A 24,591-nucleotide genomic window follows, 5' to 3' on the forward strand; every position below is an offset into this window, starting at 1 on the left:
ACCATGAATCATGTTAAATCGCTACGCAGTGCTTTGATAGCGTTGATTGGACTCTGTGTGCCAAGCCTAGTTATTGCCGCTGAGTTACCTGACAAACAGGCTGAATTACAAGTCAAGCCAAAGTCAGATGATACGGTTTATTTAACGCCAAGAGAGATGAGTGCCATACCTCAAGGGGCATTTGGCGATAAAGTTAAACAGGGTTATCAGCTGTTTGTTAATACTCAGCAGTTACGTGGTAAATATGTCGGTAACGAGCTGAACTGCTCTAACTGCCATATGGATGCAGGGCGTAAACCCAATGCATCACCGCTATGGGCTGCCTATATGGCTTACCCTGCTTATCGTAAGAAAAACGATAAGGTCAACAGCTATCAAGAACGTATTCAAGGTTGCTTTACCTACTCGATGAACGGGAAAGCACCGGCAGATGGCAGTGACGAGTTAGTGGCGTTATCTGCTTATTCCTACTGGTTGGCCATGAGCGGCTTGATGGATCAATATCAAGTGACGGGCGAAGTGCCAGAATTGAGCGATGCAGAGTTGCTCAAAGGCGGCAAGCGTGAAGACTTTGCTCTGCCCGCGGCGGTTAAAGCTGCGATGAATATCGATGAGTTGGCAAAGCTTCCTGGTCGTGGTTTTCCACCGATTGAAAAGCCTGAGTTAGCCTATTCTCCTGAGCGCGGAGCTACGGTTTACCAAGCGCATTGTCAAGCCTGTCATGGTGATGATGGCCAAGGGCTTGCTATTGCGGGTGTTTATAGCTTACCGCCATTGTGGGGGCCACAGAGCTTTAACTGGGGCGCAGGCATGCACAGGGTCAATACTGCAGCGAACTTCATTTACGAGAATATGCCATTTGGTAAGAGTATTCAGCTGACAAACCAACAAGCTTGGGATGTTGCAGCTTACATTAATTCGAAAGATCGCCCACAAGATCCACGCTTTAAGGGGGATGTTGAAGCGCTACAGAAGCAATACCATAAGCACCAAGGTTATTATGGTCAATCGGTTGATGGTGGCGCAGTTTTAGGTAGCCAATCTTACCCCGTGAATCCTGATAAACAGTAATCTTAGGCGTTAATAGGCTCTGCGATTGCCGTATAATAATCTGAATTAAGGGGTGTTAGCTTGGTTGCTGACACTCCTTTTTTATTGGGGATGATGAGGTATGACACACAACAAAGCGGTTGCGACTGCTGAGTCAAACTTGATATTAGGTGCAGCGATAAACTGCCCCCTATGCCAGCAATTAAATCAGTGTGCTATCGCCAACCAGCAGCCCAGCGCCTCTTGTTGGTGTCAGCGGCAGGCGTTTGTGCCAAAGGCATCATTAACCGTTAATGTTCGCTGCGATGCGTGTATTTGCCAAGTCTGCGCCGCCGCATTAATGGCAGAGCAGCAGGCTGGATTGAAACGCATAGATTGATATAGATAAAGGCGCGCTTGGATAGCGACATTGCGGTTTGTATGCTCAGTGCTTTCTGGTAACGCTGAGTCAATCTCAGCAACATAAATCTTATTAGGGAAACGTAAAAAAGGAGCCATTAGGCTCCTTTTTTGTCGCGTTTGCGATGAGGTAACTCTCTTATTTAGCCACGCTAGGTTATGTCAACACATGGTGGCTTTAAGTGAGCCGGACTCGGCCTAATTAGGCGTTGTCTTTACCACCCTTACGGTGTGGTTTACGGTCGCCTGCTGGCTTACGACGACGTGGTGGACGGCTGTCATCACCCGCGCTTGCTGGCAGTTCGGTGCCGGCTTCACGGATGTTAAGTGGCTTACCACATACACGCACCTTCTTCAGATGTTGTAATACATCTTTTGGCATGCCGTCTGGCAAGTCGATGGCGGTCATTGAATCAAATAGTTGGATTTGTCCAATATAACGACTGTCGATGTTGGCTTCGTTAGCCACAGCACCAACAATGTTACCGACACCAACACCATGGTCACGACCCACGTCGATAACATAGCGGCACATCTTAACGTCTGGATGATCCTTTAAGGTATCAGCCGTTCCTAGATTGCTTGGCGTTGGGCGTGAATCACGACGGGTACGTTCGCGAGGAGCACGATCACCGCGTTCACCGCGTTCACGACTGCTACGCTCATCACGACTGTCGCGTTGACGTTCGTTGATATTAGGTAGCTGCAATGGACGATCTTTCTGAACTTGCTGTAGTAACGCCGCTGCAAGTACATCAGTATCGACTTCTAACTCTTGACATAGTTGTGCAACAGCGCCTTTCATGAAGTCTAAAGAATCTTTAGCAATGACTTCAGAAATCTGCTCACCTAAACGAGAAAGACGACGCTCGGTCACAGTCTCTGGGCTAGGCACGTCCATTGGCGAGATACGGCTCTTAGTCGCGCGCTCAATGGTACGTAGCATACGCATTTCTCTGTGCGTCACAAACAGAATTGCCATACCTGTACGACCAGCACGGCCAGTACGACCAATACGGTGAACATAGGCTTCGGTATCGTATGGGATATCGTAGTTTACAACGTGACCAATACGTTCAACGTCAAGACCACGTGCCGCCACGTCGGTAGCGATAATAATATCAAGCTGACCACGTTTTAGCTGATCAACGGCGCGTTCACGAGCCTGTTGGTTCATATCACCATGTAGTGGTGATGAAGCATAACCGCGAGCTTCAAGCTTTTCTGCCAGTTCAACACAGCTGTTTCGTGTACGAACGAAGATGATAATACCTTCAGTATTTTCAACTTCTAGCACACGTACTAGGGCTTCTAGCTTGTTGTGTTGCGATACTTGAACGAAACGTTGTTCGATTGATGCAACCGTAGTATGGCTAGCAGCGATACTGATGTGCGTTGGTTCAGTCAGGTACTTATTGGCAACGCGCTTAATTTGCTCAGGCATAGTGGCTGAGAATAATGCAAGCTGGCGTTGTTTCGGCGTGTGCTCTAGGATCCATTCGATATCATCGATGAAGCCCATTTTTAGCATTTCATCGGCTTCATCGAGCACCATAGCTTTAAGCGTATCAAGCTTAAGGGTGCCACGACGCATATGATCCATTACACGGCCAGGCGTACCGACAATGATTTGTGGACCACGACGCAATGCATTAAGTTGTTGATGCATGCTTTGGCCGCCGTAAATCGGCAGTACGTGCATACCTTTCATGAATTTTGAATAGCTACCAAATGCTTCGGCGACTTGCACGGCAAGCTCACGAGTTGGGGCTAATACTAAAATTTGTGGCGTATTTGACGTTGGGTCGATCGCATTTAATAGCGGCAGCGCAAATGCACCGGTTTTACCGGTACCGGTTTGTGCTTGACCTAAAATGTCTTTACCGGCCATAAGTGGCTCGATACTAGCAGATTGAATTGGCGTTGGTTTTTCGTAACCAAGCTCGTCAAGAGCACGCAACAAAGGCTCGGCAAGACCGAGTTCGCGGAAAGTTTTTTCATTGGATGACATGGGTTGTAGCCTTGTGGTGTAGCAAAGTGCAGAGACTGCACTAAAGATTTTATAGACAGAAAATCAACCCCGTGTCGACTTCCCGCACCGAAAAGTATCAGTAAGCCGATTATTATAGCAGTGAGTTGATAGATTGGCTACCACTTAAGTCTGATTTTTAGGGGTAAACAGGGGGCTTTACAGCTAAAGTCTATAATTAACAGTGAGTTGTTTTTTTATAAATTACAAATTAATCTATTGTTTTGCTCGGTTATTTAAGAGATAACTGTCGATAATGAGTAGTTTGTAAGCCGTTTCTGTAACAGCTGCTAGAAACTCGATATCTAGCTTTGATGCGATGTCACTGGTTTGATGGTAATCGCTATGGGGTGGAATACCCAAATAGAGCCAAGGCAAGCCGGCTTGATAAAAGGAGATGTGATCTGACGATCTTAACCAATCTATCCTTTGTATCGATTTACCCGCTTCGGGTGGGTGATTGGCTCTGATACACAACCCTACCGTTTGCCTTAAACGGTTTTGTATCGCTGTAAATTGGGTAAAATTTTGGCGCCCTTCTATATAGAGGGTGTGGTGGCGGTTGGGGCGCCCCACCATATCTAAATTAATCACGAATTCAATTTGTGCCATCGCAGGTTGGCTGTTGTCATCTTGTAGCATTGCGACTAAGGCTTTGCTGCCATAGAGCCCTGGTTCTTCCGCATCGGTGGCGATAAAGAGTAAATGACTTGGCCGCTGCTGGCCCTTGGCATGCTCAGCCAGCGCTAGCATCGCGGCTATCCCCGAGGCATTGTCGTCGGCGCCTGGGTAAATCTCGGTGTCTTGTGTACCTAAATGATCATAGTGGGCGACAATCAGCCGCCATTGGTCGCTAGCTTGAGTTGCAGGTAGCATGCCGATGAGATTGACACCCTGGCGCTCAGTAAACTGATATTGATAGCTAAAGTGCTGGTCAAATTCCCTATCGCGCGGAGGGGCATTAGAGGGAAGTGGGGCGTGCAGCCTAGGCCAAGGCATTAAGCCCGCCTGTTGCATACGCAGGTTAAGGTAGTCTCGGGTCATTGCTGCGCCAAGCGTCATGGTTTTACGCCCAGCAAAAGCGGGCGAGCTTAATTTGTTTACATCCTCTAGGAGCTGAGTCTGATTGGCCCAATTGAGCTGCAATTGGCGGTGACAAGCATCGTCTGTACTGCTACAAGCGGACAAGAGCAGCGTAAAGGCGAACAAGAGCGAGATGAGGGTGATGATGCGAGCAGGATTGAGCACTCTCATGGGCACCTAGCTTGGGTGGTGGGCTAGGCTATAACTTAGCTACAATTAATTAATAAAGACAGTCAAAGCCAGAATTAATTGATAAAGACCGCCAAAGCCAGAATGATTTCATACTGGCTTTGGCGGTTATCTTTAATAGAGCAACGCGAGTTGGCTTACGCCTTGAGTAAAGGCTTAAGGAAGCGCGCGGTATGAGACGTTGGATGCTCAGCTACTTGCGTAGGAGTACCGCTGACCAAAATGGTGCCGCCACCTGAGCCGCCTTCAGGGCCAAGATCGATGATCCAATCGGCGGTTTTGATCACATCGAGATTGTGTTCAATCACCACTATGGTATTGCCGTGAGCCTTAAGGCGATGCAGTACATCTAGTAATAGCTGAATATCGGCAAAGTGTAAGCCAGTCGTTGGCTCATCTAAGATATACAAGGTCTTGCCTGTGTCACGTTTTGACAGCTCTTTGGCCAGTTTGACCCGTTGTGCTTCACCGCCAGAGAGGGTGGTTGCACTCTGGCCAAGGCCGATATAAGACAGGCCAACCTCCATTAAGGTTTGTAGCTTACGGGCAATGGCTGGTACGGCATCGAAGAACTCTCGAGCTTCCTCAACGGTCATCTCTAACACTTCGTGAATATTCTTGCCTTTGTAACGCACCTCTAAGGTTTCACGGTTATAGCGTTTACTCTTACAGCTATCGCAAGGTACATACACATCGGGTAGGAAATGCATCTCAACTTTGATCAGACCATCGCCCTGACAGGCTTCACAGCGTCCACCTTTCACATTAAAGGAGAAACGCCCCGGCTTATAGCCACGGGTTCTGGCTTCTTGGGTCGCGGCGAACAGCTCACGAATAGGGGTAAAGATGCCGGTATAGGTGGCTGGGTTTGATCGCGGTGTACGGCCAATGGGGCTTTGATCGATATCGACCACTTTATCGCAATGATCCATCCCCTCTACTCGCTTGTAAGGGGCGGGTTCATCGACCGTGGCACCATTTAGCTGACGATGAGCGATCTTATAAAAGGTGTCGTTGATAAGCGTTGACTTTCCTGAGCCTGACACTCCCGTCACGCAGGTAAACAGGCCTACGGGTATGGTTAAGTCAACGTTTTGCAAGTTGTTGCCAGTTGCGCCAAACAGTTCGATAACTTGCTCTGGATTATATTGCGCTGGCGTTTCGCTGATGTGGATCTGCTTAATGCCAGAGATATATTGCCCAGTTATCGAGTCTTTACAGCTGATAATGTCATCTAAGGTGCCATCACAAATCACCTGACCACCATGAACCCCAGCACCTGGGCCGATGTCGATGATGTGATCCGCCATGCGGATTGCATCTTCATCGTGCTCAACCACGATAACGGTATTACCCAGATCCCTTAGATGAATGAGGGTTTGCAGTAAACGTTCGTTATCGCGCTGATGCAAGCCAATGGAAGGTTCGTCGAGAACATACATAACGCCAACAAGACCTGCGCCAATCTGGCTGGCTAAACGAATACGCTGCGCCTCTCCGCCAGATAAGGTGTCGGCAGAGCGCGACAAGCTCAAATAGTTAAGCCCGACATTGACCAAGAAGCCTAAGCGATCGCGTACCTCTTTTAAGATTTTTTCGGCAATTTGCGCGCGCTGACCTGTGAGTGATAGCTGCTCAAAATAGCTCATCGCCTCGCCAATTGACCATTCGGTCAGCTTTGGCAGATTAAGATCTTCAATAAAGACATTACGCGCCTCTTCGCGCAGACGCGAACCGCCACAACTGTTACAGGCTTGCGTATTAATATACTTGGCTAACTCTTCGCGCACCGAATTAGATTCGGTCTCACGATAGCGCCTGTCCATATTGTTTAAGATCCCCTCGAAAGGGTGGTTACGCACCACGACATCGCCACGATCGTTGATGTATTTAAACGCGATACTCTCTTTACCCGAGCCATGTAGTACGATTCGGCGAATTTTATCGCTGAGCTGCTCATAGGGCACTTCGACATCAAACTTATAATGCTCGGCCAATGAACTGAGCATCTGGAAATAGTAAAAGTTGCGTCTATCCCAGCCGCGGATCGCACCGCCTGCAAGGGATAACTCAGTGTTGGTGATCACGCGTTCGGCATCAAAAAACTGCTGCACCCCTAAACCATCACAGGTGGGGCAGGCGCCAGCCGGATTGTTAAACGAGAAAATACGCGGCTCGAGCTCGGCCATAGAATAGCCACAATGTGGACAGGCAAAGTTGGCAGAAAACAATAGCTCGTCGATATCGCCATCCATAGAGGCGACGGTGGCTATCCCCCCCGAAAGCTCAAGGGCGGTTTCGAATGATTCCGCTAAGCGCTGGGTGATATCTTCACGCACCTTAAAACGGTCGACCACCACTTCAATGGTGTGCTTGACGTGCAGTTCAAGGGTTGGCGGATCGGACAGGTCGCACACTTCACCATCGATACGAGCGCGGATAAACCCTTGTGCCGATAGGCTCTCAAGCAGTTTGACGTGTTCACCTTTGCGATCGTTAATCACTGGTGCGAGCAGCATCAAGCGGCTGTCCTCTGGCATCTCCAGCACCTTGTCGACCATCTGGCTAACGGTTTGCGCCGCCAATGGTTGATTGTGGGTGGGGCATCTTGGCTCGCCGACACGGGCAAACAGTAATCTTAGGTAATCGTAGATTTCGGTAATCGTGCCCACGGTTGAACGTGGGTTATGAGAGGTGGATTTTTGCTCGATAGAGATGGCTGGGCTTAGGCCTTCGATATGATCTACATCGGGCTTTTCCATTAAGCTTAAAAACTGACGGGCATAAGCAGAGAGGGATTCGACATAACGACGCTGCCCCTCAGCATAAAGGGTATCGAAGGCTAATGACGATTTACCCGAGCCCGATAGGCCGGTGATAACGATCAGCTTGTCCCTTGGGATTGTCAGGTTGATGTTTTTTAGATTGTGGGTGCGGGCGCCACGAACTTCAATCTTGTCCATCTGTCTCTCTGATTGTCCGAATAAAAAAGAGACTGATTATCGCATAAAAATTGTCTCAGGTCATAGCAAGCTCACACAAAAGCGATAGGGGGAATGTTGACGAACGATTATGGCTTTGTGATTGAATAGCTACATATACATCGCATCTTTAATTTTTCTTTTTGAGCTAAATCCACGCTTCGTGATAACATGCGCGGCTTATTAATGTATTCATATCAGGGCGAAAAATGGCCAATAATGGACTGTCTAAGACTGAGAAAAAAGTCGCGTTTTCGTTAGCCAGTGTATTTGGTTTGCGCATGATGGGCTTGTTTATGATCATGCCAGTGTTTGCGCTTTATGGGCAACACTTAGAGGGCTTCTCGCCATTATGGGTGGGGGTTGCCATCGGGGCGTATGGGTTAACTCAGGCGGTGTTGCAGATCCCAATGGGGATCTTGTCAGACAAATATGGGCGCAAGCCAATTATTTTAATTGGCTTGTTGGTGTTTGCTATTGGCAGCGTAGTTGCAGCCATGGCGGACTCTATTTATGGGGTGGTTGCCGGACGCGCTATGCAGGGGATGGGCGCGATTGCCGCGGCCGTTTTAGCCTTAGCTGCCGATTTAACTCGCGATGAGCAGCGCACTAAAGTGATGGCGATTATCGGTATGTGTATCGGTTTCTCCTTTGCGCTTTCGCTGCTGGTCGGCCCCATTGTCGCGCAGCATCTTGGCCTCTCAGGGCTGTTTGCTATGACAGCAGGTTTAGCCTTGCTGGGCATGGTTATTGTACAGTTGCTGGTGCCAAACCCTATTAGCCAAGCGCCAAAAGGCGATACGGTTGCGGCGCCAGCTAAGCTTAAAGCCATGCTCAAAGATCCGCAGCTGTTCAGGCTTGACGCCGGTATTTTTATTTTGCATCTGGTGTTAACGGCGGTATTTGTGGCATTGCCATTGGATTTGGTCGATGCGGGTTTAGTTAAAGAAAAGCACTGGATGCTCTATTTCCCTGCTTTTATTGGCGCGTTTTTCCTTATGGTGCCGTTGATCATCATCGGCGTGAAAAAGAAAAACACCAAGGCCACCTTTCAAATTGCCCTGTTAATCATGATGGCAGCGCTCGCTTCAATGGCGTTATTTGCAAATAGCTTAGTGGTACTCAGTGCTGCGATTGTGCTGTTTTTTACAGGGTTTAACTATCTTGAAGCCTCACTGCCGAGCTTGATTGCTAAATTTTGTCCGGTAGGGGATAAAGGCTCTGCCATGGGCGTGTATTCGACCAGCCAATTTCTAGGGGCATTTTGTGGCGGCTTGCTTGGCGGCGGAGCTTACCAATTGGTCGGCGCGGCTGGGGTATTTGCTGTTGCATTAGGCTTGATGTTTATTTGGTTACTATTAACCTTAGGCATGGAAAATCCCGTGCTATTAAAGAGCTACACCTTAGAAGCCGAAGTTGAGGGCAAAGAGGAAGCCAGAGCCATGGCCACTAAGTTGTCACAGCTGCCTGGTGTAGCCGAGGCTATCGTGGTACTTGAGGAGAAAGTCGCTTATTTGAAAGTTGATGAGCTTTTCGATTTGAGACAAGCGCGAGCTGTGTTAGGCTCTGTCAATTAACTGTTTGGGACTTGAGTTGAACTCACCCGTTAAGCAGTATTTATATTAGATTTGTAAGAATATCGCAGGAGATTTCAATGGCCAGTCGTGGTGTCAATAAGGTAATTTTGGTCGGTAACTTAGGGAAAGACCCTGAAGTACGCTACATGCCAAATGGCAATGCCGTAGCCAACTTTACAGTGGCGACCAGTGAGTCTTGGAAAGACCAGCAAGGTCAAGTGCAAGAGCGTACAGAGTGGCACAACATCGTCATGTATCGCCGCTTAGCGGAGATCGCGGGTGAATACCTAAAGAAAGGCTCTAAAGTTTACCTCGAAGGCAAACTGCAAACCAGTAAGTGGCAAGATCAGCAAACTGGCCAAGATCGTTACAAAACTGAAATCAATGCCAGTGAAATGCAGATGCTAGACAGCCGTGGTCAAGGTGGTCAGCAAGGCGGTATGGGGCAAAATGATGGTTACGCGCCACAGCAAAACCAATATGCACAGCAGCCAGCCGCTCCCGCTTCACGCCCAGCACCACAGCAAGCTGCGCCGCAGCAGCAGGGTTATGGAGCGCCGCAACAAGCCGCTCCTCAGCAAGGCTATGGCGCGCCACAGCAGCAAACGGCTCCTGCAGCGCCGGCTTATGCACCTAAGCCTCAAGCGGCTCCGCAGCAACAAGCGGCACCACAGCAGCGTCCAGCGCCGCAACAGCCACAGCAAAACTTTACTCCAGATTTGGATGATGGTTGGGATGACGATATCCCATTTTAGCAGACGGTTTATTTAAAACTGTAAAGTTAAAGTTCAAACCATATATGAACCCAGTGTAAAAGCTGGGTTTTTTATTAGCCTTAATTTATATCAAAGTGGGTAATTATGCCCTTTAAGTATGATGTTTTTGACGTGATTGATTTAATACAGTGAAATTTATTGCTATATAGAGGGTTGAATTATTAGGGATTGATACAAACTTTAATGCAATGAGATAGCTAAATCGAGGCCAGCCACTGACATTTTAATGAATAAGAGGATCCCCCATGAATAAAAGTACGTTATCTTGCCTGCAGGCGCATGTTAGTCACTTTGGCGAGGCAGAGGTGATCTCTTTGATTCAGGGGGAGGTGGCGTCACCTGCGCCCGAACAGGTATTGATTAAGGTACACTACGCTGGGGTTAATGGCCCCGATATCGCCCAGCGTAAAGGGCTTTACCCTGCGCCAGAGGGGGCTAGCCCAGTGTTAGGGCTTGAAGTGTCGGGTACCATTGTCGCCCTTGGTGAGTCAGTGACGCAGTGGTGTATTGGCGATCAAGTCTGCGCCTTGGTACCTGGTGGTGGTTACAGCGATCTGGTGGTGACTTGGGCTGACCACTGCTTACCCATCCCTCACGGGATTAATTTGGCCCAAGCGGCGGCGCTGCCTGAGACATTTTTTACCGTGTGGGGGCACCTATTTATGCGTGGTGGCTTGCAAGCTGGAGAAACGGTATTAATTCACGGTGGTTCGGGTGGCATAGGCTCGGCCGCTATCGCTCTGGCTAAGCAATTTGGCGCCAAGGTTATCACCACCTCTTCGAGCCAGCAAAAATGTCATTATTGCCTCGGATTAGGCGCCGAACATGCGCTTAATTACCGAGATGACACATTACTGGAGCAGATTTTAGCCATAGCCCCTGAGGGCGTCGATGTCGTGCTCGACATGGCCTCGGGCGATATGGTTAATCTTAATTTGAAAGCCTTGGCGCTGGAGGGGCGTTTAGTGACCATAGCCCTGTTACGCGGCGTGACGGCGAATGTTGATGTGTTTCGCTTAATGGCCAAGCGCATTACTTGGACTGGCGCGACACTCAGGCCACAATCGATAGCGGCGAAGGCGAAAATAGCTGATGCATTACGTGAGCAAGTATGGCCCTTATTTGCAACCTCCTCGGTACATTCACTCATGCCTCGGCTGTTTGCTGAGTTTGCCTTTCGCGATGTGGTCGCGGCGCAGCGCTTGATGGAGTCCGGTCAGCATACCGGGAAAATTGTGCTTAATATGGCAGCTGAACAAGGATAGTGCTAGCAGCGAACAGGCCACATCGATGAGGAGGTTGATGGTGCTTGTGTTTAGAAAAAACTTGAATAACTGATTTGATCGGCTAAATTCGATATGAGTATCTGCAGAATGCACAATTTGATAGCAATTAGATGAAATAGATCGATTTGGCTATTGATTTCTGCCGATTTTTATTAAGAATGTGCGCAAGCATCGCTGCAGGTTATTTCTGAGTGATGACAATGACTAAGCTAACGAAATTGTCAGCTTAATAATTTTATATTGGTATGTGTTGATTTAAGGGTATTAGCATATATGTATGACACTTCTAAAGAATCTGTCTGGTATGGTGAGCTGCGTACTGCTCGAGGTAACACCATTCTCATTCATGATAAAGAGTTCCCTGAAGCCTCTGCGGGACGCGTTTATCTTTATAACACGGCAAGAGATGCCGTGATTGAATATGCAGTTGATATTGTTAAGGTAAACCTGCATGACCTTACGGATGAGGAGATCAAAGCCGCTAAAGCAGAATATGATGCTAAATGGCAGGTTACCCGAGAACAGTTTATGCGTCAGCATTCTGCTTGGGTTGAAGCGATACATGCTAAGCCTGCACCGGCGCCAAAGAAAGTGAAAATTGATGTCGATTTAGATTCAGATGATGACGATGATGACGTTGAATTGGAAGTCGACAGCATAGATGATGGTTTCGATGATTGGTCGGATGACGATGAAAGTTAAGTGTCAGCTTGTATCAACCCGCTTGTCAGTTAGGTATGAGGTTTGATGTTAGTGTTTGTCATTTGGGTATGAGGTTCTAGTGTAAACTAGGGCCTCTATCTAACAATATCGATTAACCCCCGATTAACCGCTTAGCTTAGATGTGCCTATTGTTGAGTAATTTCTACCTTCACCTTAAACGACGCTTTATCCTCTGTTTCCCCACACATTTTGCCTTTGCTGTAGTCTCTAAAATCTGTTGTGGCACAGACTTGCGACTAACGGCCCTCGAGCATTACCTTGGCGGTTGTCGTTAAGGAGCTAAAAGGCCGAATGCAAAAACAATATTTCAGCGACAGGATTTACGCTTAATAAAGCTCACCCTCAAGCCAGCTTTCGTCAATGCGGCTAGCGCCACCACTGGCCGAACATAGATAAACGGTCGGTTCAATCCCAGTTCTCACTTGATATTGGGCTTCAATCGTCGCCACCACAGTATCGCTCAGTTCATGGTCTACTAGCGCAACGACGCAGCCACCAAATCCTTTGCCTGTCATACGCACTCCACCTTGTTGGCCGACAACCTGAGCGATGATTTCAACTAAGGTGTCGATTTCCGGCAAGCTTATTTCAAAATCATCACGCATCGAGGCATGAGATTGCGCCATCAACTCACTTAAGCGGGCAATGTTACCGGCCTGCAGAGCATGGGCGGCGTTTTGAGTGCGACGATTTTCGCTGAGCACATGGCGTGCGCGGCGATAAATAAGCTCCGGCAGCTCGCTGCGAGCGGTCTCTAAGGTCGTTAAGTCCAAGTGACGTAGGCTGTCGATCGCAAAGTGATCCGCCACCTGTTGGCACTGCTGACGACGTATCGCTTCTTGTGCCTCGACTTCACCGCGCGGGAGATTGGAGTTAACGATGATCAGACTCAGGCTTTCGGGTATTGGTACGGGTTCACTGTCGAGATCTTCACAATCAATTAATAACGCATGATCGGGTTGCCCCAGTGCGCTGATAATTTGATCCATAATGCCACAGGCGTAACCCACGTATTGGTTTTCACCACGCTGGGCCATTTGAGCAACGGCTAACGGAGAGAGGCGTAGCTGACTGCATTCGTTGATGGCCGTGCCGAAAGCGATTTCTAATGCCGCCGAAGATGATAGCCCTGCGCCCAAAGGCACGTTACCCACCACAGCGATGTCCATCCCCTTGGCTGGTAAGCCTGAAGCGGCCATCGCGGCAGTAAAGCCTTTGAGGTAGTTTATCCAACCGTCCTCTGGATCCATCTTGCCTTCTTGGCCAAAGTGCCAGCTGTTAATTTTGCCAGGATAGACATCGGATACTGCTCTGAAGCGATCATCTTCGCGTTTTTTTACTGCGATGATGGTGTGAAAATTAATTGCAGCAGGCAATACAAAACCGTCATTGTAATCGGTATGTTCACCGATCAAATTAACACGTCCTGGGGCACGATAGAGATCGTCAGCATTGGTGCCAAAGGTTTGCACAAATAATTTATTGGCGCGTTGCGCGGGATTTGCCATGCTATCAAGCTTCTCTGAAAAGGGTGATCACTCTCTGCGCCAAGTACTGGTCACAGTATTTTCACGCCATTATTGGGTCGTGATTCGTTCCTTGTCATTTTTATATCATGAGTTTACCGATTGTGTAACGCAGTTTTTGTTTATCGGCGAATATCATGTCAATCATAGTGTCTATGTGGGTAAGATCAACGTGGATGCTAAGGGAAGGGGGGAATCGGCGCAGGGGGGAGACGAAATTAACTTGCGCCGTAGAGCCTTAAATAATGGGGCTGAGCAATAATAGCTTGTGCCAGTAAATGCTCACTGGCTATCTGTTATCAATGGGATAGCAGGTAGCCAATATCAACCGATGCTTAGATATTTAGCTGGCGTTAGTGGATTCGACAACTATATCCGCGTCGTGTTGCTGGCCCGATTGCAACTCGTGGATAACATGTTCAACAAAACCCGCGCCAGCGGCCTCGTAGAGGTTAAATACACTGTGGACTCCCGCCTCTTTGAGTGAGAGTGCATCTTCACTGTATTGTACAATAGCACTTAACTTACCTTGATAATTTAAACGCTTAAGTTGCTCAACGGCAAACTCATTACCCGTATGTTGGGGCATCGCCAGCAGCACTAATTCTAGGTTCGGCGCGCGATCGAGCTTTTCCCAAAAATCGGTATCGGATGCATCACCTTGCACCACGTTTCGCCCCTCGCTTCGATGAAAATCCACTAACTCCTGTTTATGTTCAATTCCTAAAATTTCGCCTTCAAATTTATTGGCTAGCTCGTCGTAGGCTCCTGAACCTATTCGGCCCATACCTAAGATTAGAAAGCGTGGATTACCGACGCGTATTGGTCTGTCTTCAGGATGCAGTGGATGGCGCTCTAGCTTCTGTAGGCGACTTTGGTACTTTTGATATAAACGGCTGGAAGCGGCGTTTAGCGGAGCGGCAAAGAGGAAGCTAAGGCTTAATGCCACCGCTAAAATCACCATCCAATGGGCCGGTAACCAGCCTTTACTGGTGGCAACAGCGGCCACAATGAGGCCAAACTCACTGTAGTTACCTAGGTTAAATGAGGTCATCAATGAGGTGCGCGAGCGCAGCTTGAAGTAGGTCAATAGATAGAGGAAGAGCACTATCTTAATCGGTATCACCAAGACCAGCAGCGCGGCAACGCCAATATCACTAAAGCTAGGTAATCCATTTAGACCGACAGTTAAGAAGAAGGCGACCAAAAATAGCTCTTTAAAGTAAAATAATGATTTAGCCAGTTCCGATGATTTGGCGTGTCCTGCTAGTAAGATACCAACAACCAAGGCGCCTAAATCCGGTTTTAAACCGACCAATTCAAATAGGCCCGCGCCTACCACTAAGGCCATGACTAGGCCAAAGAGAACCAGCAGCTCGCCGTGACCCACACGGTCGAATGCCTTATAAATAAGTGGTCTAGCAAAGGGTAATAACAGCAAACTCAGCGCCCAGATGGAGGGGATATCACCTTTGGATATAGTCAAAAATGCGACCGCAAAGATATCTTGCATGATCAAAATACCAATGGCGACTCGGCCATAAAGGGATTGCATGTCACCTTTATCTTCGAGTACTTTGACGGCAAAAATGGTACTTGAAAAGCTCAAGGCAAAGGCGAGTAGGGCCAATTGCTCTAGATCTAAGCCACTCAGTTGTTCTAGTCCTATTAAGCCTAGTAGTTTGAGTAGCGGCACCAAAAACAGCATAGAGCCAATTAAATGCAGGCTGGAGCCTGCCCACACTTCCACTTTAAATAAGCTGCGCAGATCCAGCTTTAACCCGATAGCAAATAGCAGTAGCGTGACCCCTAAATTGGCGAGCTGCTCCAACAGTGGCAAGCTGGTTTCATCTAGGCCAAACAAAAACAACATAAAGCCCGCCACTAAATAGCCTATTAAGGGGGGTAATCCGATACGACTAACTAAGATGCCACAGGCTAAGGTAATGATGAGTATGGCGGGTTCCATGTTGCTCCTTGGGGGATGAGGTGTGTTCCATGACACTAAACAGCACTTATAATATAAGATTTAGATTAACAATAAATAAAAAATCACTGTACAGAGCCACTTTTATCCGTGGTAAGACGCTATTGCTTGCTGGCGAATAACAAAAAACCTCCCGAAGGAGGTTTTTAAAAAATAGATATCATCAGTGGCTTATGGCGGTTATTTCTCTAGGACGAGATCGAGGTGACTGGCAAATGCCGCAGGCTTCATAAAACCTGTGACCCGCAGCTCGTCACGCAACTGCCCTTGAGCATCAAACATCAACAGACTAGGAAGGCCTAACACGTCGTAATGTTCTAACAGCTCCACATCGAGTTTATCCATTTTAGTCACATCGGCTTGCAAAAATACCATTTGGGCGAGACGTTGCTGCACAGCGGCGTCTTTAAAGGTGATATTTTCAAACTCTTTACAGGCGACGCACCAATCGGCGTAGAGATCGAGCATCACAGGTTGACCTTGTGCACTGGCGGCCTCAATTTCAATTTGCAGGTCGGCCAGTGACTTGATGGTTTTGTGGCTCACCATATGATTGCTGGTTTGATTGCCGTTATGCGCTTGGAAACCCAGGCTTGTCATGACCGCTTGGAAGCCGTAAGAGAAGCTAGCTAACAGCATCAATAATAGTAATACCGAACGAACGGTTTGCTTCCAGCTAAATTCAGTCAGTTTATTTTGGTGCATCAGGTAACCGGCCAAGCTCACGCCCCACAGTGCCCATAGGACATCCGAGGTGAGCCCGGTCCAGATACGGCCTAGCATGATGATGGACACGGCAATCAGCAGGAAGCCAAAGATGGTTTTTATCACATCCATCCATGCGCCGGCTCTTGGCAGGAGTTTGCCACCTGAGGAGCCAATGATCAGTAGTGGTAAGCCCATGCCCATGCTCAACACATATAGCGCCAAAAAGCCTTGCAGTAGATCGCCAGTCTGCGCCACATACACCAGTGCGCCCGAGAGTGGCGCAGTGGTACAAGGTGAGGCGACTAAACCAGAAATCACGCCCATCAAGAACACGCCAGCAACATTGCCGCCTTTTTGATTATTGGAGAAGCGGTTCATTTTTTCTTGCCAGCTCGAGGGTAGTTTTAAGTCGTATAGACCAAACATGGATAAGCTGAGCACGAAAAACAACATGGCTAATACAATCAATACCGCAGGGTGTTGCAACGCGGCTTGGTATTTCATTCCCGCGGAGGCAACAACAAGGCCAAGTAAGGAGTAGGTGATTGCCATACCTTGAACGTAAACCATCGATAAGCTGAACGCTTTGGCTGTTGATAGTTTTTCACCTTGACCGACAATAATGCCCGACAAAATAGGGTACATGGGGAATACGCAGGGAGTTAATGCGAGGCCAATGCCTAAACCAAAGAAGATGATTAAGGTCCACAGTAGGTTATCGCCCGATAACATCTGGCTTAGTGAATCTTGTTCTGTGATAGGCGTATTAGATGCTGGCGAGTGATTAGCCGCAGTACCAGTCGTGACATTATCGCTTGCCGGTAAGATCCCCTCGTTAGCGGCGACGTCACTCAGCTGTACACTGCGCTTGGTGGGCGGATAACAGAGTTTGCCTTCGGCACAGCCCATAAAGGTTACGCTGAGCGTGCCATTGTTAGCCGCCTGTTTAATGGCCACCGGGATTTCAACGTAAGCGTAATATACTTGCTGCTCGCCAAAATACTCATCGGTATGGGTTTTGCCTTGGGGGAGTTGTATTTCGCCAAGCGTGGCGCCGTCCGCTTCAAACTTAAGTTTGTCGCGATACATATAGTAGCCATCGGCAATCACCCAGCTGAGCTCAAGGCGTTGGTCTTGTTGTTTAAAATCGAATACGAATGCCTCATCCACAGGCATTAGCTTGGGCTCATCCTTTAGAAAATCGAATTTATTGGCGCCGAAAATGCCTTCGCTATGTGCACTGGGGGCAAGCAATAGAAATGAAGCGAGAGCGATGAACAGTAATTTTTTCATATTTGTGTGGTTTCTTTTATCCAATCTAAATAAGCAGCAGAGCCATAAGCTATCTCGGTAGCGATAAGTTCTGGCACATCATAGGGATGCAAAGTTAATATCAGTTCAGCAACTGCATCATAGGCTTGGCTGAGGCATTTGATTTGCAGCGAGATCTCTTGCTCTTCGCAAATGCTGTCCTGCCAAAGGTACACCGACGTCACCGGAGCGGACAGTTGCACACAAGCAGCGAGCTTGGTATCCACTAAAGCGCGCGCGATGGCGATCGCACTGTCTTGGGTTGGGCACGTTGTCATGACTAATAAACAAGTATCATGCATGGTATTATGGTCTTCTTCGGTTGTGATTTTATGTTGTAGTGGTCAATGCTCAGTTTATTACTGACTGGCCGGCACATAACAGCGTCACTCTCAATGGCGGATACTTTACGACTTTTACTGCCTCGTTGCATTAAACGACGCTTAAAATAGTGAGATTATCCCAGCTAATTTGCTCAGGCTTTACCGCTAGGGGTAATTGCCCGACTTGAAAGTAGACCCTTTCACCCCCATTTAGTTTTCAATGAATTAAAAATTATTTAGTGAGGTCAGTGTGTTTTTTATTCTATTAGTGATCTTTGTACTGGTGCCAGTCATTGAGTTAAACGTACTGATCCGTGTCGGTGAAGCCTTAGGCAGTTGGACCACGGTTGGATTAGTCTTATTGACGGCGGTGGTTGGGGTGTCCTTGGTCCGTAGTCAAGGGATCCACACCCTCATGCAGGTGCAACAAAAGCTGGCACGAGGGGAGGCGCCAGGGCAGGAGATTGTCGAAGGGATGATGCTGGCCATTGCTGGTTTGCTCCTGCTGATCCCTGGATTTGTGACTGACTTTATCGGTTTACTGTTGCTGACTCCTATTACGCGTATCCCACTGGCGGGGTTACTCTATAAACGTATGCAATTGAAAGTGCTACGCCAAGGTGGCTTTCACGCCAGTTTTGGTCAAGGCCCTTTTAATCCTCATGACTCAGCCAATGGGCGCTCGCCCTTTGGTGATGATCCCTTTAAAGGGGATAAAGGCAATACTTTCGATGGCGATTATGAACACAAGCAGGATGAGACTGATACTCATCGCCTGGACGATAAACAAGATAGTGCAAAGGATGACGATAAACAGTCTCCGAAACACTAATCATCTGCACCTAGCGCCTTAGGGTTTTTAGGGTAAAAGTGCTCGGGTTTACTGTCGATATGGTTAAAACGGCGAGTATTTTTATAAGGTAATTTCATAAAACCAGAGACCCCTTTGCCCTGTATTTTATCTACATGGCTTAAGATCCTGTCCAAACTGGCGCGAAATGCCGCCTGTTTCCTAGGATTGAGTAAGCGTAAATAGCTGTGAATTTTCATGTGGTTAGGCAGTACTTCGAAAATAATACAGCCAGTGTGATGAATCTGATTTATCCAGCCCAACTCAGTCATAATCGCTTTAGGGAGTTCGAGGTTTTCATCGGGATCGCGGCCATCTTCAAAATATGAGTGTAGCCGCGACTTATCTTCTAATGAGGGCACATCACCCACTTCAAAGGGAAGCTGTTGATCTGGGCTGAGCTTAAAGGGCTGGCTGGTATCGCTGCGCTCAAGATGCAAGGTATCTCGAGCATTAAAGAAGCAGGCCTTAAACACCCCAATGCGACGAATTCCCCGCGCTAAGGTCACCATATTATTCACCGCCCGCACTAATGCTGCTTTTTCCTCACTGTTATAGGTCGCGAGGTTGGAGTCGATATATACGCCAGACTCTTGCCAATGAATCGCCAGTCCGCCGACGATTGAATATTGCCCGACTGGGCCAACGGCGGCGATAAAGCCTTTTTCGGTATCACCCATACCCGCCATAAAGTTGCGATAGTATTTCTCAAGCTGTAGATCGTCCATCTTTGCGATGGGGTCGTCACTATTGTGCTCTTTAAGAAACGATTTACGCGAGCTGTAACTGACAGTTTCGACCTCCTTGCTGCGGGGCAGAGACCATACCGGAATGTCCGGTTTAAGGGCCGGTTGAGGTAACTCCGGTAGATGTAATCGATGGCTATGGGCCATGCTTTTGAGAAAATAGTCGCCAGCTTGATTACGAATTTTGGGGTCGTCACTGAGCATGCCATCTAAAGTGCGGGCAAGCTCAATGGGCAAGCCGATACTGGCGGCGGGGATCACCTTGCTGCCAAAGCGGCTAGCTTGCCCCGAAGCTAAAGCGTATAAGGTGGCTGCAACCCCTTGCTCGTCGAACCTTGGGCTCGACAATGTGCCATTGAGTTGCTCTTCCCCGATGAAATAGACATCCCCCATGCGTGCATTAGTATGTTGTTGATCATTTGAGAGCAGGTCCATCACATTGCCATTAACCGGATTGCCCTCGCCATCACGCTGAGCAAAGACTGCCGAGCCCCAGTCAATTAATGACAGATGCTGGCTGTCAACATCGTAAACTAAGTTAGAAGGTTTAATATCGCCATGGACAAGGGGGCGGCCATGATGCAGATACTGCACGATATTAGCGAGTTGCCGAGCAATGCTCATGATCATCGCCACTGGCAGTGCGCCCCTGCGCAGGCAGAGTTTATCGAGATCTTCTCCAGGAGCCCTTGCCATCACTAAAATGCCCTGTTTGCCCACACGCTCAAATTTAATCATAGGTGGCACATTGGGGTGGGTCACCTGCGATAGCATAAAGGCTTCCTCTTCGAGGCGGTCTTGAATGTGTTGCGGCAGGGTCATGCGTGAAAATTTAAATACGTGAGCATTATGCTGGGCATCAACCCCCGCAAAAACAAAGCCGTAAGCACCTTTACCGACTAACTCTATCTCTTGGTAGCCTAATTTGAATAACTGCTGTTTGCATAGGCGGATCCAGGCTCTATGTTTGCGCGCATCATCGGCCTTGAGCAGATAGATGGATTGCTCTTCAGAGATATAGAAATGCTGTAACTGCGGCGTTGCTGCACTGATATTGGCCATGATGGGTATCGTTAATAATGAATATGTTTTTATAACAAGAACAACGGCAACTGCACAATAGCGAGATTTTTCATACTTGGGACTCCTAACTGATTTTTTCGCTGCTGATGTTGACCTACATCAATTCTGAACCACAGCCATAAAGGTAACCTGAAGCTAATATAATATTAACCGCGTAAATGAAGCGCTATACCCGATAAGTAGGAGGGTGTGATGTCACAACCCGATAAAGCCCTGTTAATAGAGTTATTAGAATACCCTAGAAAACGTATTGTGCAGTCGATGGAGTTAAAGTTTTGCCCTCATGCCGGTTTTTTTAACAGTACGGATATGCAATGTATTCATTGTCATCAGGGAATGGAATGTACTTGGATGAACCATAATGATGAGCTGGTGGCCGTTGAGCAAAAATCGGTGCAAGAGCTAAAACAACAGTTGTTGATCGCAGTCGACTTTATCGATTCGAGCTTAACGCCACATCATTTGTCACGGCGTAACTGTGAGTGTGAAAACTGCGTCTGGCTCAGACGGGTACAAAAGGTATTAAATATTGCCTGATTTTCGTGCGTTTAGTTAAGCTTAGTTTTACACTCGCCAACACTTGGCAGTAGAGTATCCTGCAGATTATTTGTCATGAGTCGCAGTGGAGCAGGATATGCAACCAAGTTTTTGGCACGAAAAGTGGGCATCGCAACAGATAGGCTTTCATCTCGGTGAGGTTAACCCATTATTGATTGAACACTGGCCGCAGTTGAATGTGGCGTCGGGGGCAAGTGTATTTGTGCCCATGTGTGGTAAGAGTTTAGATCTGTGTTATTTGGCAGAACAAGGGCTAGAAGTGGTTGCTTGCGAGCTCAATCAAGATGCCGTTGAGCAGTTTTTCACCGACAATGAATTAAGTGTCGAGGTTCAACCCCTAGGGGAGCATACACGTTATAGCACCGAGCAGGTAACCCTTTATCAAGGTGACCTATTTACCTTACCGACTCATCTGACTGCGCACTGCACTGCCTTTTATGATAGAGCCGCCCTAATTGCGTGGCCCGAGGCGATGCGCCAGCAATATGTTAAGCAGCTAGCCAAGCTTATCGCCCCCCAAAGTATTGGTTTACTCATTACCTTAGATTACCCTCAGGCCGCCCTTAATGGCCCACCATTTGCCGTATCTGACGATTGGGTGATGGCTAATATGAGCGAATACTTCGAGATTGAGCGTTTACGCTGTGATGATGTGCTGGATCAAAACCCCCGCTTTGTTAGCAAACAGGTGCCCTGGTTAACTGAATCAGTGTATCGCTTGGTGAGAAAGGGTTAGGTTATTTATTTCAAGAACCTATAACAAATTGCAAAAAGGCGACCCTAAGGTCGCCTTTTTATCGAACTAGAGTCAGAGACTCAGCCGATTAGAAGTCGTAACGTACACCAACAGTGAATACATCATCATCTTCTAAATCTACTGTCACGCCGCCAGCATTTTTGTAATCACCTTCGTACATAGCATAGTGGCCATATACCAGTGTTGATTTAGCTACGCGGTAGTCGGCACCAACTGTGATAACTTGTACATCGATGTCAGTACCATCTTGAGCTTGTTTAGAGTACTTACCAAAGCCAGCTTCATCTTTACCGTATTCAGCTTTTAGGTTAACGCCATTAAGGTTGTAAGCGACGTTAACGAAGTAAGTGTTGCCATCTTCTGAACCATCAACAACGCTTTCAGAGTTTTGGAATAGACCACCCACTTTGAAATCGCCTAATTTAACTTGAGCTACACCACGGTAGGCATCGATACCAGCAATACCTTTGTTATAAGCTGCAGCGACATAGTAGTTTTGCGCTTTAAACTTCTTGTCACCTACCGTTGCACTAAATGCATACTGCTCTTTATCGCTGGCATGGTTATCTTCCATCAGATAAGTTGCGTTGACGGTGACTAAGTCAGCAATCTTTGGTGAGTAGTACCAGATGCCGTCAGCTACACGTGACTGAGCACCAACTAAACGGTCGATATCGGCGTTACTGTTACCAAATAGGTCGATGCTGCCTTCTGATTGTTTAAATACAGTGTCGTTACGACCTACAAGTACAGTACCAGCGGCGCTCTTAAGGCCTAGGAAAGTGTTACGCGCCTTAAATACATCACCTTTAGATGAAGTGTTCTCTACTTGGAATTCCATTTGGTAAACAACGTCGAAGCCGTCTGCAATCTTCTCGCTACCCTTAACACCTAGGTTGGAAAAGTTGTTTTCTAGAATGGTGCCTTTTTTACCTTCTTGTGTAGTTAGACCCGTGTCTGAGTTTGTCACGGTTAGGTCTAAACGACCGTAAAAGTTAGGGCCATCGGCTAGCGCACCGAATGAAGCCAAAGTGAGTACTGAGGCGATTGATGCAGAGATTAAAGATTTTTTCATGTGTTGTGCTCCCAAGAACTGAGTTCTGTTCCATTTTGTAATGGTTATTAACATCGTTTCCATATTTTGTTACGAGCATCCCTACTCGCAACAAGATGGTCTGCAGTGTACCTTTTTGTGGTTTTAAAATTGTGGCTTAGATCAAACTTTTACCGATTGAGAAAGCTTTTTAGTCAAGTTTTGCAAACAATTTGCTCATCTTGTGTAAAAAGTAATCGCTAGGCGTAAGCCGCATTTGTTCTCCTGCTGACACACTCAAGCGACTAATTAACAAGGTTAATTAAGTTTTTCTGAATAAGTAGCAGCTAACATTGTAGTTTATTTACAGAGTAATGCAGCCTAGTGGTGTGATAATTCTGTTGAACAGTTGTATTTTGATCAACAAAGTGTGTTTTTCTTAGTATCAAGTCGAATAAATGCGGTTGAAAAGGCACCATGTAATACATGGTGAGTAAGAGTTTTGGCTGTGTACGTAGTAAATATAAGGTTAATCGCCTGCATTGAGTTAAGGTTAACTCAGCGTATATTGCACGGGTTTCGTTTTCGCTTTGCTAGGGTTTAGGATAAAATCGACACGTTTTTTAATCTCTATTTTGGAGTACAGCTTGAGCTTGCCAACACATACAGATGCATACTTAAATCGATTCGCCGGCATAGGTCGCCTTTATGGTGCTAAGGCATTAACCCTGTTTGCACAGTCCCATGTGGCAGTGGTGGGAATTGGTGGGGTAGGCACCTGGGCTGCAGAGTCATTAGCACGCAGCGGTATAGGTGAAATTACCTTAATCGATCTCGATGATATCTGCGTGACTAATACCAACAGACAGTTGCATGCACTAAAAGAGACTGTTGGTGAGTCTAAGGTTGCGGTGATGGCAGAGCGTATTCGGCAGATAAACCCTGAGTGTCGAGTTAATGAGGTGGAAGACTTCATCACTCTCGATAATCTTGCTGAGTATTTTAACGGTAAAAAGGCCGGTGGCTCGCTCGATTACGTCATCGATTGTATTGATGCGGTAAAACCTAAGGCGGCGCTTATTGCTTGGTGCAAGCGGCAAAAACTCCCCATCGTTACAGTCGGTGGTGCGGGAGGGCAAACGGACCCCACTCAAATACAGGTAACTGATTTAGCAAAGACCTACCAAGATCCCTTGCTGGCTAAAGTCAGAAATATACTGCGCCGTGAGTACCATTTTTCCAAAAACCTGCAGCGGCGCTTTAGTATTGAAGCCGTGTTCTCGACTGAGCAATTGGTTTATCCTCAAGGTGATGGTAGCGTTTGTAATACCAAGGCGACGGCCGAAGGTAGTATGCGTATGGACTGCGCATCAGGTTTTGGTGCAGTAACGGTAGTGACTGGCACCTTTGGTTTTGTCGCCGTCAGTAGAGTGCTGAGCAAGCTTGCGGCTAAAGCTTATAACAAGTAAAGCCTGCAATATGAGCTGATAAGTGACTGGTCGGTGTTAGTTAGTGGTGACGCAAGCAAACTGGTTTAACTGCGACTGTCAGTATATTGGCTCAAATGATGGCGATTAAGAGCGCCTATCGATGCCAATGGCATCCCATTGTGCGAT

Annotated in this window: 20 protein-coding genes; 11 read left to right on the forward strand and 9 right to left on the reverse strand. The window is 47.5% G+C overall.

Going from position 1 to position 24,591, the window contains the following annotated elements:
- Positions 1 to 3: 3 nt before the first annotated feature.
- Both AC5YBZ_RS02535 and AC5YBZ_RS02540 read left to right on the forward strand, forming a co-directional pair.
- The gene (locus tag AC5YBZ_RS02535; RefSeq protein WP_494520122.1) at positions 4 to 1,071 is read left to right on the forward strand and encodes a c-type cytochrome; all 1,068 of its coding nucleotides are present in this window, start codon (positions 4 to 6) and stop codon (positions 1,069 to 1,071) included.
- A gap of 100 nt (positions 1,072 to 1,171) precedes the next feature.
- Positions 1,172 to 1,429, forward strand: coding sequence for a cysteine-rich CWC family protein (locus tag AC5YBZ_RS02540; RefSeq protein WP_494520121.1), 258 nt, complete (start codon positions 1,172 to 1,174; stop codon positions 1,427 to 1,429).
- A 222-nt stretch (positions 1,430 to 1,651) separates the two neighbouring features.
- Here the strand turns inward: AC5YBZ_RS02540 and AC5YBZ_RS02545 are convergent, their stop codons facing one another.
- From AC5YBZ_RS02545 to uvrA, 3 genes are all read right to left on the reverse strand, one after another.
- Positions 1,652 to 3,460 (reverse strand): DEAD/DEAH box helicase, encoded by a 1,809-nt coding sequence (locus AC5YBZ_RS02545; protein ID WP_494520120.1) that lies wholly within the window; start codon positions 3,458 to 3,460, stop codon positions 1,652 to 1,654.
- A gap of 234 nt (positions 3,461 to 3,694) precedes the next feature.
- On the reverse strand, positions 3,695 to 4,732 hold the full coding sequence (locus tag AC5YBZ_RS02550; protein ID WP_494520119.1) for a M28 family peptidase: 1,038 nt from the start codon (positions 4,730 to 4,732) through the stop codon (positions 3,695 to 3,697).
- A gap of 155 nt (positions 4,733 to 4,887) precedes the next feature.
- The gene (uvrA, locus tag AC5YBZ_RS02555; RefSeq protein WP_494520118.1) at positions 4,888 to 7,713 is read right to left on the reverse strand and encodes an excinuclease ABC subunit UvrA; all 2,826 of its coding nucleotides are present in this window, start codon (positions 7,711 to 7,713) and stop codon (positions 4,888 to 4,890) included.
- 227 nt (positions 7,714 to 7,940) lie between these two features.
- On the opposite strand from uvrA, the gene AC5YBZ_RS02560 reads away from it, so the two are divergent.
- From AC5YBZ_RS02560 to AC5YBZ_RS02575, 4 genes are all read left to right on the forward strand, one after another.
- Positions 7,941 to 9,308, forward strand: a complete 1,368-nt coding sequence (locus AC5YBZ_RS02560; protein WP_494520116.1) for an MFS transporter — start codon at positions 7,941 to 7,943, stop codon at positions 9,306 to 9,308.
- A gap of 77 nt (positions 9,309 to 9,385) precedes the next feature.
- Positions 9,386 to 10,063, forward strand: coding sequence for a single-stranded DNA-binding protein (locus AC5YBZ_RS02565; RefSeq protein ID WP_494543387.1), 678 nt, complete (start codon positions 9,386 to 9,388; stop codon positions 10,061 to 10,063).
- 266 nt (positions 10,064 to 10,329) lie between these two features.
- Positions 10,330 to 11,349 (forward strand): NAD(P)H-quinone oxidoreductase, encoded by a 1,020-nt coding sequence (locus AC5YBZ_RS02570; RefSeq protein WP_494543388.1) that lies wholly within the window; start codon positions 10,330 to 10,332, stop codon positions 11,347 to 11,349.
- Positions 11,350 to 11,643: 294 nt separating this feature from the next.
- On the forward strand, positions 11,644 to 12,072 hold the full coding sequence (locus AC5YBZ_RS02575; protein ID WP_475515782.1) for a hypothetical protein: 429 nt from the start codon (positions 11,644 to 11,646) through the stop codon (positions 12,070 to 12,072).
- Between the two features lie 347 nt (positions 12,073 to 12,419).
- On the opposite strand, the gene galK is transcribed toward AC5YBZ_RS02575, so the two are convergent.
- Positions 12,420 to 13,601 carry a galactokinase gene (gene galK / locus AC5YBZ_RS02580; RefSeq protein ID WP_494543389.1) on the reverse strand — a complete coding sequence of 394 codons (1,182 nt, stop codon included), beginning with the start codon at positions 13,599 to 13,601 and terminating at the stop codon, positions 12,420 to 12,422.
- Between galK and AC5YBZ_RS02585 the strand changes: the two genes are divergently transcribed.
- Positions 13,600 to 13,881, forward strand: a complete 282-nt coding sequence (locus tag AC5YBZ_RS02585) for a hypothetical protein (protein WP_494520113.1) — start codon at positions 13,600 to 13,602, stop codon at positions 13,879 to 13,881. The genes galK and AC5YBZ_RS02585 overlap by 2 nt on opposite strands.
- 81 nt (positions 13,882 to 13,962) lie before the next feature.
- On the opposite strand, the gene AC5YBZ_RS02590 is transcribed toward AC5YBZ_RS02585, so the two are convergent.
- The 3 genes from AC5YBZ_RS02590 to cutA all read right to left on the reverse strand — a co-directional run bounded on the left by AC5YBZ_RS02590 (position 13,963) and on the right by cutA (position 17,927).
- A complete protein-coding gene (locus AC5YBZ_RS02590; RefSeq protein WP_494520112.1) occupies positions 13,963 to 15,588 on the reverse strand; it encodes a cation:proton antiporter domain-containing protein in 1,626 nt (541 codons plus the stop codon).
- Between the two features lie 198 nt (positions 15,589 to 15,786).
- Positions 15,787 to 17,607: a protein-disulfide reductase DsbD gene (locus tag AC5YBZ_RS02595; protein WP_494520111.1), complete on the reverse strand. Its 1,821-nt coding sequence runs from the start codon at positions 17,605 to 17,607 to the stop codon at positions 15,787 to 15,789.
- Positions 17,604 to 17,927 (reverse strand): divalent-cation tolerance protein CutA, encoded by a 324-nt coding sequence (cutA, locus tag AC5YBZ_RS02600; protein WP_494520110.1) that lies wholly within the window; start codon positions 17,925 to 17,927, stop codon positions 17,604 to 17,606. The genes AC5YBZ_RS02595 and cutA overlap by 4 nt, the downstream gene beginning before the upstream one ends.
- Before the next feature lie 271 nt (positions 17,928 to 18,198).
- Here cutA and AC5YBZ_RS02605 point away from each other — a divergent pair, with 271 nt between their 5' ends.
- Positions 18,199 to 18,780 carry an FxsA family protein gene (locus tag AC5YBZ_RS02605; protein WP_494520109.1) on the forward strand — a complete coding sequence of 194 codons (582 nt, stop codon included), beginning with the start codon at positions 18,199 to 18,201 and terminating at the stop codon, positions 18,778 to 18,780.
- Here the strand turns inward: AC5YBZ_RS02605 and AC5YBZ_RS02610 are convergent.
- Positions 18,777 to 20,606: a protein kinase domain-containing protein gene (locus AC5YBZ_RS02610; RefSeq protein ID WP_494543390.1), complete on the reverse strand. Its 1,830-nt coding sequence runs from the start codon at positions 20,604 to 20,606 to the stop codon at positions 18,777 to 18,779. The two genes, AC5YBZ_RS02605 and AC5YBZ_RS02610, sit on opposite strands and share 4 nt — an antisense overlap.
- A 213-nt stretch (positions 20,607 to 20,819) precedes the next feature.
- Here AC5YBZ_RS02610 and AC5YBZ_RS02615 point away from each other — a divergent pair, with 213 nt between their 5' ends.
- A complete protein-coding gene (locus AC5YBZ_RS02615) occupies positions 20,820 to 21,164 on the forward strand; it encodes a hypothetical protein (RefSeq protein ID WP_494520107.1) in 345 nt (114 codons plus the stop codon).
- 97 nt (positions 21,165 to 21,261) lie between these two features.
- Complete coding sequence (locus AC5YBZ_RS02620; RefSeq protein WP_494520106.1) at positions 21,262 to 21,921, forward strand: thiopurine S-methyltransferase; 660 nt, start codon at positions 21,262 to 21,264, stop codon at positions 21,919 to 21,921.
- 88 nt (positions 21,922 to 22,009) lie between these two features.
- Here AC5YBZ_RS02620 and AC5YBZ_RS02625 read toward each other — a convergent pair whose 3' ends face one another.
- The gene (locus AC5YBZ_RS02625; protein WP_494520105.1) at positions 22,010 to 23,017 is read right to left on the reverse strand and encodes a porin; all 1,008 of its coding nucleotides are present in this window, start codon (positions 23,015 to 23,017) and stop codon (positions 22,010 to 22,012) included.
- A 605-nt stretch (positions 23,018 to 23,622) separates the two neighbouring features.
- Between AC5YBZ_RS02625 and tcdA the strand changes: the two genes are divergently transcribed.
- Positions 23,623 to 24,444 (forward strand): tRNA cyclic N6-threonylcarbamoyladenosine(37) synthase TcdA, encoded by an 822-nt coding sequence (gene tcdA / locus AC5YBZ_RS02630; RefSeq protein ID WP_494520104.1) that lies wholly within the window; start codon positions 23,623 to 23,625, stop codon positions 24,442 to 24,444.
- Positions 24,445 to 24,591: the final 147 nt, after the last annotated feature.

It is taken from the genome of Shewanella sp. 553 (assembly GCF_059338375.1).

Excerpts from the sequence above, each read along its gene's own strand:
- AC5YBZ_RS02535 (WP_494520122.1), top strand. The coding sequence starts at position 4 with ATGAATCATGTTAAATCGCTACGCAGTGCTTTGATAGCGTTGATTGGA.
- AC5YBZ_RS02540 (WP_494520121.1), top strand. The coding sequence starts at position 1,172 with ATGACACACAACAAAGCGGTTGCGACTGCTGAGTCAAACTTGATATTA.
- AC5YBZ_RS02545 (WP_494520120.1), bottom strand. The coding sequence starts at position 3,460 with ATGTCATCCAATGAAAAAACTTTCCGCGAACTCGGTCTTGCCGAGCCT.
- AC5YBZ_RS02550 (WP_494520119.1), bottom strand. The coding sequence starts at position 4,732 with ATGAGAGTGCTCAATCCTGCTCGCATCATCACCCTCATCTCGCTCTTG.
- uvrA (WP_494520118.1), bottom strand. The coding sequence starts at position 7,713 with ATGGACAAGATTGAAGTTCGTGGCGCCCGCACCCACAATCTAAAAAAC.
- AC5YBZ_RS02560 (WP_494520116.1), top strand. The coding sequence starts at position 7,941 with ATGGCCAATAATGGACTGTCTAAGACTGAGAAAAAAGTCGCGTTTTCG.
- AC5YBZ_RS02565 (WP_494543387.1), top strand. The coding sequence starts at position 9,386 with ATGGCCAGTCGTGGTGTCAATAAGGTAATTTTGGTCGGTAACTTAGGG.
- AC5YBZ_RS02570 (WP_494543388.1), top strand. The coding sequence starts at position 10,330 with ATGAATAAAAGTACGTTATCTTGCCTGCAGGCGCATGTTAGTCACTTT.
- AC5YBZ_RS02575 (WP_475515782.1), top strand. The coding sequence starts at position 11,644 with ATGTATGACACTTCTAAAGAATCTGTCTGGTATGGTGAGCTGCGTACT.
- AC5YBZ_RS02585 (WP_494520113.1), top strand. The coding sequence starts at position 13,600 with ATGCTATCAAGCTTCTCTGAAAAGGGTGATCACTCTCTGCGCCAAGTA.
- galK (WP_494543389.1), bottom strand. The coding sequence starts at position 13,601 with ATGGCAAATCCCGCGCAACGCGCCAATAAATTATTTGTGCAAACCTTT.
- AC5YBZ_RS02590 (WP_494520112.1), bottom strand. The coding sequence starts at position 15,588 with ATGGAACCCGCCATACTCATCATTACCTTAGCCTGTGGCATCTTAGTT.
- AC5YBZ_RS02595 (WP_494520111.1), bottom strand. The coding sequence starts at position 17,607 with ATGAAAAAATTACTGTTCATCGCTCTCGCTTCATTTCTATTGCTTGCC.
- cutA (WP_494520110.1), bottom strand. The coding sequence starts at position 17,927 with ATGCATGATACTTGTTTATTAGTCATGACAACGTGCCCAACCCAAGAC.
- AC5YBZ_RS02610 (WP_494543390.1), bottom strand. The coding sequence starts at position 20,606 with ATGGCCAATATCAGTGCAGCAACGCCGCAGTTACAGCATTTCTATATC.
- AC5YBZ_RS02615 (WP_494520107.1), top strand. The coding sequence starts at position 20,820 with ATGTCACAACCCGATAAAGCCCTGTTAATAGAGTTATTAGAATACCCT.
- AC5YBZ_RS02620 (WP_494520106.1), top strand. The coding sequence starts at position 21,262 with ATGCAACCAAGTTTTTGGCACGAAAAGTGGGCATCGCAACAGATAGGC.
- AC5YBZ_RS02625 (WP_494520105.1), bottom strand. The coding sequence starts at position 23,017 with ATGAAAAAATCTTTAATCTCTGCATCAATCGCCTCAGTACTCACTTTG.